This window comes from Sporolactobacillus laevolacticus DSM 442, from assembly GCF_000497245.1.
Taxonomy (GTDB): Bacteria; Bacillota; Bacilli; order Bacillales; family Sporolactobacillaceae; genus Sporolactobacillus; species Sporolactobacillus laevolacticus.
The window spans coordinates 273,226-283,787 of sequence record NZ_AWTC01000004.1 but is presented as its reverse complement, the minus strand read 5'-3'; the positions used below and the strand labels follow the sequence as shown (position 1 = coordinate 283,787).

The window sequence follows — 10,562 nt, the reverse complement described above, 5'->3', positions numbered from 1 at the left end:
TTTCGGACAGAATCCTCTTCCGCTACATCAATTCGTCCATGATCCGCACTGTATAATTCAAACTGATTCATCAAATGAATCACCTTCTCGATTTTATGCATTTAAGTTTTGCATCATTTTTCAACTAAGACTTAGGTAAATGAGATGAAAAAGGATATGATTTTCTTCTGAGGTGTTTAAGATGAAATTTTTATGAGTGGTTTCTTTCTTGCTCGTATTATATAAGATTCAGTAGACTCCCGAATACGGACTTTCCTCCTGAAAAACCCCGAAAAATCCCGCATGGCAAAGATTCATTGACAACTTTCGACAAGAACCACCTGGACTTTTGTACCACGCGTCTATAAAATCATTTTCATTTTTTTAATATCCCAATTGAATGACTCACTAAATTTTGAAATTCATTGACATTTTCTGAGAGAACACACATCGTCCTTGGAAATGAAATAGAATACGCATCTAAAAAATAAGCATTCATGTTTCCCTTCACTGGTGTCATTCACAAATGATACGCACAATTTCAAAGCTCTTGTTTGCTCATCATTAAGAACTATTGAGGCATTTTCCGTTTTCGTGTGACATAAATTATGATGTACTGTCCTGATCTTTAGAATAAAAGTTGGCAAATTCTAGAGGCATCTGAAACTAGGGAAGGGAGGGCAATGATGTATAATTGTGCGCTATTGAAATTTAAGGATATTGTGCGTAAAGATGGCCATCTAACGCCAATTGAAGAAAAAATTGATGTCCCCTTTAAAATAAAACGAATTTATTACATTACAGGGGTTGCACAGAAATCTGCAAGAGGGTTTCATTCGCATAGAAAATTACAACAGGCACTTATATGCTTACATGGTTCATTAAAAATAAGGATTAAGAATCCAAACGAAGAAGAAATAATAAACTTAAACGACCCGTCAGTAGGTTTGTATATAGGTCCCCTTGTATGGCGTGAAATGTTTGATTTCTCAAAAGGAAGTGTATTATTAGTTGTTGCCTCAGAACATTATTCTGAAGAAGACTATATAAGAGACTACAATCTCTACTTAAATGAGGCAAAAAAAATATTTCAAGCCAATCCAGCTGATGATTCAAAAATTTAACTTTCACAGGATGCGGTGGCTTCAACGTTGCTCACAGAACGTACTTCCGCAGGATGTGGTGGCTTCAACGTTGCTCACAGGACGTGAGCGTATTTAGTTGAAGATCCTTTTTATTAACGGAAGATCCTTTTTTATACTAACGAAAGATCCTCTCCTTAGCGGAAGATCCTTCTTACCTTTTCCAGGACTTTTCGAACACCATCTAATAGTTATGTGCGCAGAAATAAACCCGAATTACCCAGATAAACAAAAAATCTTTTGTTAGAAATGGGATGTGATTTTTTGAAGGGTATTGTATTGGCAGGTGGAAGCGGTACACGTTTATATCCGATCACGCGCTCAATATCCAAACAATTACTACCTATCTATGACAAACCGATGATTTACTATCCATTATCCGTTTTATTATTGGCCGGCATCAAGGATATACTCATCATTTCTACTCCTGAAGATATACCTCGCTTTAGAGAATTACTTGGTGATGGGTCAGATCTCGGCGTGCAGCTGAACTATAAGATACAACCAAGCCCTGACGGATTGGCTCAGGCTTTTATATTAGGTAAAGAATTTATTGGCAACGAACACGTAGCCCTTATACTCGGTGACAATATTTTTTACGGAGATGATTTCACAAATATTCTTCGTAAAGCTGCATCTCAAAAAAAGGGAGCAACTGTATTTGCCTATAATGTTAAGGATCCTGAACGATTTGGCATTGTAGAATTTGATAAAACGGGGCATGTAACATCAATCCAAGAAAAGCCAAAGCATCCTAAATCAACATATGCTGTAACTGGTCTTTATTTTTATGATAACCAGGTGGTAGACATTGTAAATGATTTAAAACCTTCTGCTCGAGGAGAGTTAGAAATTACGTCTGTTAACGAAGTGTATCTAAATCAAGGCGAGTTAAATGTTGAATTACTTGGACGTGGATTTGCTTGGCTCGATACAGGGACTCATGAATCTTTGTTAAGTGCTTCCCTTTTTATTCAAACAGTAGAGAATCGACAGGGATTGCAAATTGCATGTCTTGAAGAAATTGCTTATCGTATGGGCTATATTGATGAAAACAAATTATACCAATTAGCTCAGCCTTTAAGTAAAAATGGATATGGGCAATATCTACTGAATTTGTTGAAGGAACAGGCTACATAGTTCTCATATGGAGGTTGAGGATTGATGAAACTGCTAGTATCTGGAGGAGCCGGTTTTATAGGAAGCAACTTTATTCATCATATGATAAAGGCTCACCCAACTTATACAATCGTTAATTTTGATTTACTTACCTATGCAGGCAATTTAGAAAATCTTGAAGATATTAGAGCACATCAAAATTACCATTTTGTTCATGGAAATATCTGCAACTATGAACTGATTGACTATGTCATCGATCAGTATGCTATTGATACGATTGTTAATTTTGCTGCAGAATCCCATGTTGATCGTAGTATCACCCAACCCGATGTATTTATCAAAACAAATGTACTCGGAACACAAACCTTGCTTGATGCAGCAAAAAATAAGCATGTGAAGAAATACCTGCAAATTTCTACGGATGAAGTGTATGGCTCCTTAGGGTCGAATGGTTACTTTACAGAGAAAACACCATTAGCACCCAACAGTCCTTATGCTGCGAGTAAAGCTTCAGCAGACATGGTTGTTCGAGCCTATTTTGAAACTTATGGTATGAATATTAATATCACACGCTGCTCCAATAACTATGGGCCCTACCATTTCCCTGAAAAATTGATTCCATTAATCATAACCAATGCACTGGAAGATCGAGAACTGCCTGTCTACGGTGACGGCAAGAATATTCGTGACTGGCTCTATGTTGAAGATCATTGTGCAGCGATTGATCTTGTACTCCATCAAGGGAAACCTGGTGAGGTCTATAATGTTGGCGGTCATAATGAAAAGCGTAATATCGATCTTGTCGAGCTGATTCTCGATAAGCTGAACAAACCGCATAGCTTAATCAAACATGTTTCAGATCGCCTTGGACATGATCGGCGCTACGCTATCGACGCATCAAAGATAAAAACCGAACTTGGATGGCAGCCAAAGTATACCTTTGAAACAGGGATTAATGAAACCATCCAGTGGTATCTTACTCATAAAAAATGGTGGCAAAAAATAAGGTCCGGGGAATACAGGGATTACTTCAAGAAGCAATATGGCACAGCCATTGATTGAAACGCTTTTCGCGCGACTTTGCTTCAAGGAGGGTTCGAAAAAGTCCGGGAAAAATTACCGGCGAATCTCTGTGTCAACTTGCTTTTCCGCTCCTCACGTATTATTCGCATACGCTCCGGGGCTCAAAGCTGCGTTTTCTTGACCTTCTTGGTCCTTTTTGTCCTCCTTTTCGAACAGATTTTTTAAGGTGGGACACGGTTTTCATGAAATGCCAAACAGAAAGTGTTGACTATATTCCATTAAAAGAGGGTTGCTGCATATGGATCATCCATTGGTATCAGTAATTATCTTAACCTATAATAATTTCAATTATTTAGAACAATCCATCAATTCTGTGTTAAGTCAAAATTATCCTAATATAGAGATCATAATTAGTGATGATTGCTCTAAAGATTTTAATAAATCCTCTTTTGAAAAGTACTTAAAAGATAACATGCGTAAAAATATAGTAGATTACAAGGTGATTCAAAACAATAAAAATCTAGGCATCGTAAAAAACTTCAATAATTCAATAAAAATAAGTAGAGGTGATTATATCGTACCGTTAGATTGTGATGATTGTTTTTATGATGAAAATGTAATCAGCTTATTAGTCAAGGAATTCCTAAAGACAGGTGCAAATATAATTACCGGCTATATGAATGAATACGACCAAAGCTTAATGAAATTTTTGCGCAGGTCACCTGAAAAAAACAAATTAAAATTATTCAATAATATGGATAAACTTTTCGAGGAATTGTGCAGAAGAAATTTCATTGCCGGCGCATGCACCTCCTATAGCAGAACATTATTTGAAAAATATGGCTATTTAGATGAAAGTTACACATTTTTAAATGATTATCCTCAATTTTTAAAATTGGTTCGATTAGGGGAACGGATTTATTTCATTGATGCAACGATTATAAAATACAGGCTCGGTGGAATAAGCACGGGTAAAGCCATTAACCCTGCTTTTGAAGAAGACGCTAATTTAGTTTTAAAAAAAGAGATCCTCCCCTATCCAGAAAAAATCGGTAAACGTTTATACAGAGAAAAAGTGTATGACTATCGTCGAAGGACAGAGAAAAAGAGTCAGCTTTTCCTTCTTAGCATTCAGTATATTGATGCGGTCGTGATTAAGATTATAGCCAGGGTAAAAGCTTACATTAAAAATCTTTTCATTCATAAATACCAGTTCTAGGAGATGTACAGTCTATGAAAATACCTTTCAATAATTTCGAACCGATGCATCATGAAATTGAAAGTGAAATTCTAGATAAATTTAATGAAATTTATCATAAAAACTGGTATATCAATGGCACAGAAGTTGAACAATTTGAGACAGAATTTGCAAACTACTGCGGGGCGAAATACTGTATTGGCTGTGGGAATGGTCTTGACGCGTTATATCTTATATTAAGAGGATATGATATTCAGTCTGGCGATGAAGTCATCGTCCCTTCGAACACGTATATCGCCACAGCTCTTGCTGTTTCCTATGTCGGAGCAAAACCTGTATTCGTTGAACCTGACATCAAAACATATAATATAAATCCGGATCTAGTAGAAAAAAAAATCAATGATAAAACAAAAGCCATCATTGCCGTACATTTATATGGGCAGCCTGCTGAAATGACTAAAATCAATCGGATTGCAAAGAAATATGGTTTAAAGGTCATCGAAGACTCCGCTCAAGGACATGGCGCAAACTATAAAGGCACGAGAACCGGTAATCTTGGTGATGCAGCCGGATTCAGCTTTTATCCCGGAAAAAATCTCGGCGCTCTTGGAGATGCAGGTGCTGTTGTTACCAATGATCAGGCACTTGCTGTCAAAATAAAAGCACTGTCCAACTATGGTTCAGACAGGAAATATCATCATATTTATAAAGGCGTGAATTCAAGACTCGATGAAATCCAAGCATCTTTCCTAAGAATAAAGCTTAAGCATTTGGACCGGTGGAACCATCATAGGAGAACGATTGCAGAAAGATATATCAACCAAATGGATAATGAAAAAATAATAAAACCATTTATAAGTGATTTTTCAGAACCGGTATGGCATATATTTGCTGTTAGAGCGAAAAAAAGAAATGACTTTCAGAGCTACTTAGAGAAGAATGGAATAGAAACAACGATTCACTATCCAATTGCTATGCACTTGCAAGACGCCTATAAGGACTTAAATATAAAAAAAGGGCAACTGCCCATTGCAGAACAAATAGCAGATGAGATTATAAGCCTTCCAATGTGGTATGGGATGAAAGATAAAGAAATAAATGATGTTATTGAGAAAGTAAATGCCTGGAAATAGTTTGTGGTTTGAAATAGAACAGGATCGACACGTTTAACACAGCCGCAATTCATTATTAAATGAAAGCAGAGTGTTTAAATATGAAGATTGCCTATTTAATTATTGCCCACAACAATTTTGAACACTTAAAGCGATTAATAAGATCCATTCAAATGGATAATGCATTCTTTTTTATACATGTTGATCAGAAGGCTCCCCCAGTATCATTTGATGAATTTTATCACGTACAAGTGCTTCCGAAGCAGTATTCTATAAAATGGGGCGGGTTCAGTATGGTGGAAGCAACGATTGAGTTGTTAAAATACGCCTTCCATTTTGATGATTTTGATCGTTTTGTATTATTAAGCGGCGTTGACTATCCGATAAAGAGTAATGCATATATAGAAGATCTTTTCGAAAAGAATAGAAATATTAATTATATAGATGCTCATCTGATGCCTACGATGGATCACCCATTTGATCGATTATTTTGTTATCGCATCGAATGTGATCGAACCACAAATTTGAAATCATTCCCAATTAAACTCGTAAACAAATTAATTAGAGGCTCTAGGATTAGAAGACCTTATCCTCAAAAATATCAAGATTATAAACCATTTGCCGGTAGTCAATGGTGGTCATTTAATGATGCATTCGTCGATTATCTATTAAAATTTCTTTCTTCAAATGATGAATATATCACGTTTTTTCAGCATACGTTCGTACCGGATGAAATGTTTTTTCAAACGATTATTATGAACTCCCCTTTTGTACGGACCGTTAGAAACACACTGACATATGTAGATTGGGAATTAGGAGGACCTCCCTATCCTTCTCTCATTCAGAAAATACATATGCCGCTATTCAAGAACGATCTTATTTATGCAAATCATCGCGTATCCATCTACCTTTTCACAAGAAAATTCAATGATGATTCCTCAAAAATAATCAATGAGCTCGATAAAATAAGGGCTGATTATTGATCGCTGATTAGGTAGGGTCTCTTGCAGTAAGCGCATGATATACAACAAAGGCTTCGCCATAGGCGAAGCCTTTGTTACGACAATCAGAAATGACCTTGCGTTAGCGGTCCAACGTTGCTTGCAGGACATGCGCGTTAAAAAAGAAAGATCGTTCAGAACAAAGCCATTTTATCCTGTAATAATTACCTGTTTCTCAATTTTTGTAACGTCTTCCCAACTTCATGATAAATCATTCCATCACGTTTCAAATATTCTACAACGAATACGATTGAAAAATAAACGATGCTGCCAATGAGTATTTGGACACCTGTCGTTAATATAGATGGCCCCATACCTCTCCCCACAACTCGGAGAATAATAAACATAATAAATCCTGCAATGAGGTAATCGAATGTTTTTGGAATAATACTTTTGAACGGAACGATGTCTCTAATTAGATAAAGCTGCACAAACGTGACAGCTAACTCCGCAGCAATCGTCCCTACACTTGCACCAATCGATCCAAATGGCTTAATAAGTATAAGGTTAACAACAAAATTGACAATTGCTCCTGCATAGACAGAGGTCGTATATTCTTTCATCTTGCCTAGCGGTAACATATACTGAGTACCGAATACACCGCTCCAGGCCATTAAGACAATAGTTGGTGCAAGGATTGTAAGCACAATAATGCACTTCAAAAAACTATTACCCATATACCATGGAATGAACTCCTCAGCAATTCCTGCCACCCCGAACATAAGCGGAATGGCTAATAATGTTGAGAAATCCAGCGATTTAAGCAAATAATCCTTTGCTTTTTCAATCTGACCGATGGCAAACGTATGCGCCATTCTAGGGAGCATAACCGTACCGAGTGAAGTGACAACGGATAATGCCATCATCCGAATCTTATCTGCATAATCAAAGATTCCGACTTCACTGTTCGTTGACACGATTCCGATCATCGTCTTGTTCAACACAAAGTAAATCTGAAGGGCGATTCCCGGAATAAAATAAACAATTGCTGGTTTCAAATGACTTATGATTTGTTTAAATGAAATTCTGACGAACATAATCTGGCCTTTAAGATAAAACCACATGACCAGGGAACTTAAAAAGACCGACAGACACATAATATACGTATAGATAGATAAGTCAGTTGGATTTTTCACGAAAATAAAAATAGCCAATAAAGAAAGGAGTTTAATGACGATATTCCGGGTGACAATTTTTTTAAACATCTCAATGCCAAAGAAAAACCAGGAGCAGTCAATGACTGTTCCTAATAAACTAATCGTCTGAATCAGGGCAATAGACTGATCTTGCTGAATGAAGAAAATAGCCAAAATCAGATAACCAATAAGTGAAGTAAGCGTAAGCACCAATTGCAGAAGATAAAGACTGAAGAAGTTCTCACTCATCTTTCTTTTATTATCCCTTGTCATAGCAATTAACTTATTGCCATAGGTGTCAATACCGAGTAAGCCGATAAAAGAAAAATAGGAAATAATGGACGCTGTATAAGCATAGGTTCCGACACCTTGAGGCAGCAAAACACGTGAAACATATGGGACCGTTATGAGAGGCAAGATCATCACTAAAATTTGATAGAGAAGATTATATAAATAATTTTTTTTGATACTCATATTAGTCCACCCTTAAATGATCATTTGTCAAAACAGATAATTATCTTGGGGCCTCTCGACAATCTTTGAAACAATTAAATGATTACTGAATCAAACGGTCTAATACAACGACAAATTTATTTGCTTGATCCTTAATATCAAATCCACTCGACTTTATTTCCTTTTCCATATCCCTATGTTTTGAAATTCCTGATAGAACAGCTTCTTCCCAATAAGATAGTGGGTTTTTTAATGAACAAAAGGTCACTAGTTTTGTAATCCTTGTTTCTTCGCTGATCGTATCAGAAAGGATAAGTGGCAAACCCGCTGCCTGTGCTTCGACAGCCACAACGGGAAGCCCTTCGAATCGGGAAGGAAGAACAAAAAGATCCATCGCCCACATCAACTCAGGAATATCTTTTCGATTTCCTAAAAAGAGTACGCCATCGTCTAAACCTAGATCTTTAACTTTCTCCTCAATTTTTGATCTCAATTCTCCCTCGCCAATGAGCAGCAACTTGCTCTTCTCATTTCGCTGATGAATCGCATGAAATAGATCAATAAGGAAGTCGTGGTTCTTTTGATAAACGAATCGCCCAACATGTCCGATCACCAGATCATTTTCTACGTTTAATTGCTTTCGAACAGCTTGACGAATTCGTTCTCTAAATCGGAATTTCTCACAATCAATAGCATTATTAATGATTTTTACTTTTTTTTGATGAAAATAATGTTTTCCAAAAATCCATTCTCCAGCCGCCTTGGAACACGCAAAACGGTATTTGGAAATCCACCGGACATAAATGCGATTGATACAGTGCAAAACTTCCACTAAGACACTTCTTTCAGCGTCTCGCGAATTATGTCCATGTGTTATGATTGTATAGTGGTATTTTTTGGCCAATACAAAGGGTAAAATGTTATAAAATCCACATGAGTTAAAGTAGATGATCTCGTGACTGCTTCGCAAATTCTTTAAGAGCTTATTTAATTCTTTCATAGATCCGTATAAGCTTTGCTTCTGCCCAGTAATCTTATAAACTTTTCCTCCAAGTTGATTGACTTCTTGTTCGGCGTAAAAGAATTTCCCTCCATGGGGAATAATGTCAAATACATATTTAGATCGATCAATAGTACGAAATAAATTCATGATGTACTCTTCCATGCCACCGACTGATGTTCCAAGCCCATAAACCAGCACTCTTTTCATTTCAATAGCCACCTCCATCTGCTCATTCCACGGGGTGATCCGCAAGCCTCCTCGCTCGGGTATATCGCTGCGGGGATTCACCTGATTCGCAATCAGCAGGTACCGTCCCGCAGGAGGCTCGCAAATTTCGTATCTATTAAATATGGATCATAATCAACAGTAGAAATGAACAAAGCCTTATGAAAAATATCAACGGACTCCTCGATGTTTCCACCTATAAAAAATCTTGAATATCGGAGCATAAATGAATGAAAACCATCCGACAAAGAGCAATTGCAAGCGCCGTGAAAAGGATATTTCAATAGTAGCGATAAGTTCTGAATAATACTTGCGAACAATCTTCTTGGTCTTTTGTTGATATGACTTCCATTTTGGATCACGGGTACCAGTGCGAAGAATCAAATCGTAAATGCCCATCAAAGCGAAGACATAACCCGCGATGGCATAGATTTTAATGGCCGGATATTTTTCCCTTACAAGCTCTAACATTTTTTCTGCGGATTGTATGGAGCAAAGATCAATGTCCTTACTATGTGTAATACTTCCAGAACGCTGCCGGTAATAGTATTTTGGTGTAGAGTCGTAGACAATCGTGTTCGCACGATCCAGTACGGTATATGTGACGATATAATCTTCACCGATACGTCCTACGGGGAATCGTAAATGATCAAACAAATGCTTCGCATAGAGTTTGTCCCATACACCAACTCCAAAATAGCCGATACTGTTTATTATTTGAAAAGCCTGCTCACTGTTCATCACCAAATAGACATTTTCCTTTTTTTCACGCCGTATGCTTTTTCCAAAAACCAGAAATTCACTGCAGATGGACAGATCCGCCTTTTCTTTTCTAAGATTATTCATGAGAAGTTCATAGGTGTCACGCTGTATCCAATCATCACAATCAACAAAAGCAATATAGTCACCTTTTGCTATATCCAAGGCAGCGTTTAGCGCTGAAGAAGGTCCGCCATTCTCTTTATGGATCACATGAATGCGAGGATCTTGTTCTGCCCAAGAGTCACAGATCTCCGAGCTGCGATCTGGAGAACCATCATCCACCAAAATAATCTCCAGGTCACGATACGTTTGATTGATAATACTTTCTATACATTGATCAAGATATTGTTCAGCCTTATATACCGCAACAATCACGCTAATGAGCGGCTCCATAACAATGACTGCCTCC

General features: G+C 37.2%; 9 protein-coding genes. 6 read left to right on the top strand and 3 right to left on the bottom strand.

Annotated features, from left to right (window positions below; genetic code table 11):
- The first annotated feature begins 662 nt into the window (after positions 1-662).
- The 6 genes from P343_RS25250 (at position 663) to P343_RS25225 (ending at position 6,556) form a co-directional block, all read left to right on the top strand.
- Positions 663-1,103, top strand: coding sequence for a sugar 3,4-ketoisomerase (locus P343_RS25250; RefSeq protein WP_236620332.1), 441 nt, complete (start codon positions 663-665; stop codon positions 1,101-1,103).
- Between the two features lie 282 nt (positions 1,104-1,385).
- Positions 1,386-2,261 (top strand): glucose-1-phosphate thymidylyltransferase RfbA, encoded by an 876-nt coding sequence (gene rfbA / locus P343_RS25245; protein WP_023509560.1) that lies wholly within the window; start codon positions 1,386-1,388, stop codon positions 2,259-2,261.
- A 24-nt stretch (positions 2,262-2,285) separates the two neighbouring features.
- Entirely contained in the window at positions 2,286-3,302 is a 1,017-nt protein-coding gene (gene rfbB / locus P343_RS25240; RefSeq protein WP_023509559.1) for a dTDP-glucose 4,6-dehydratase, read from the top strand.
- Positions 3,303-3,561: 259 nt separating this feature from the next.
- Complete coding sequence (locus P343_RS25235; RefSeq protein ID WP_023509558.1) at positions 3,562-4,482, top strand: glycosyltransferase; 921 nt, start codon at positions 3,562-3,564, stop codon at positions 4,480-4,482.
- Between the two features lie 14 nt (positions 4,483-4,496).
- Complete coding sequence (locus P343_RS25230; RefSeq protein ID WP_023509557.1) at positions 4,497-5,594, top strand: DegT/DnrJ/EryC1/StrS family aminotransferase; 1,098 nt, start codon at positions 4,497-4,499, stop codon at positions 5,592-5,594.
- Positions 5,595-5,674: 80 nt separating this feature from the next.
- Positions 5,675-6,556: a beta-1,6-N-acetylglucosaminyltransferase gene (locus P343_RS25225; protein ID WP_023509556.1), complete on the top strand. Its 882-nt coding sequence runs from the start codon at positions 5,675-5,677 to the stop codon at positions 6,554-6,556.
- Positions 6,557-6,738: 182 nt separating this feature from the next.
- Here P343_RS25225 and P343_RS25220 read toward each other — a convergent pair whose 3' ends face one another.
- From P343_RS25220 to P343_RS25210, 3 genes are all read right to left on the bottom strand, one after another.
- Positions 6,739-8,184: a flippase gene (locus tag P343_RS25220; RefSeq protein ID WP_023509555.1), complete on the bottom strand. Its 1,446-nt coding sequence runs from the start codon at positions 8,182-8,184 to the stop codon at positions 6,739-6,741.
- Between the two features lie 82 nt (positions 8,185-8,266).
- Positions 8,267-9,373 (bottom strand): glycosyltransferase family 1 protein, encoded by a 1,107-nt coding sequence (locus P343_RS25215; protein ID WP_031263756.1) that lies wholly within the window; start codon positions 9,371-9,373, stop codon positions 8,267-8,269.
- 189 nt (positions 9,374-9,562) lie between these two features.
- The gene (locus P343_RS25210; RefSeq protein ID WP_023509553.1) at positions 9,563-10,546 is read right to left on the bottom strand and encodes a glycosyltransferase family 2 protein; all 984 of its coding nucleotides are present in this window, start codon (positions 10,544-10,546) and stop codon (positions 9,563-9,565) included.
- Between the last annotated feature and the right edge of the window lie 16 nt (positions 10,547-10,562).

Bases quoted from the DNA above. Each gene is read 5' to 3' on its own strand.
- P343_RS25250 (WP_236620332.1), top strand. From the start codon at position 663: ATGATGTATAATTGTGCGCTATTGAAATTTAAGGATATTGTGCGTAAA.
- rfbB (WP_023509559.1), top strand. From the start codon at position 2,286: ATGAAACTGCTAGTATCTGGAGGAGCCGGTTTTATAGGAAGCAACTTT.
- P343_RS25235 (WP_023509558.1), top strand. From the start codon at position 3,562: ATGGATCATCCATTGGTATCAGTAATTATCTTAACCTATAATAATTTC.
- P343_RS25230 (WP_023509557.1), top strand. From the start codon at position 4,497: ATGAAAATACCTTTCAATAATTTCGAACCGATGCATCATGAAATTGAA.
- P343_RS25225 (WP_023509556.1), top strand. From the start codon at position 5,675: ATGAAGATTGCCTATTTAATTATTGCCCACAACAATTTTGAACACTTA.
- P343_RS25220 (WP_023509555.1), bottom strand. From the start codon at position 8,184: ATGAGTATCAAAAAAAATTATTTATATAATCTTCTCTATCAAATTTTA.
- P343_RS25215 (WP_031263756.1), bottom strand. From the start codon at position 9,373: ATGAAAAGAGTGCTGGTTTATGGGCTTGGAACATCAGTCGGTGGCATG.
- P343_RS25210 (WP_023509553.1), bottom strand. From the start codon at position 10,546: ATGGAGCCGCTCATTAGCGTGATTGTTGCGGTATATAAGGCTGAACAA.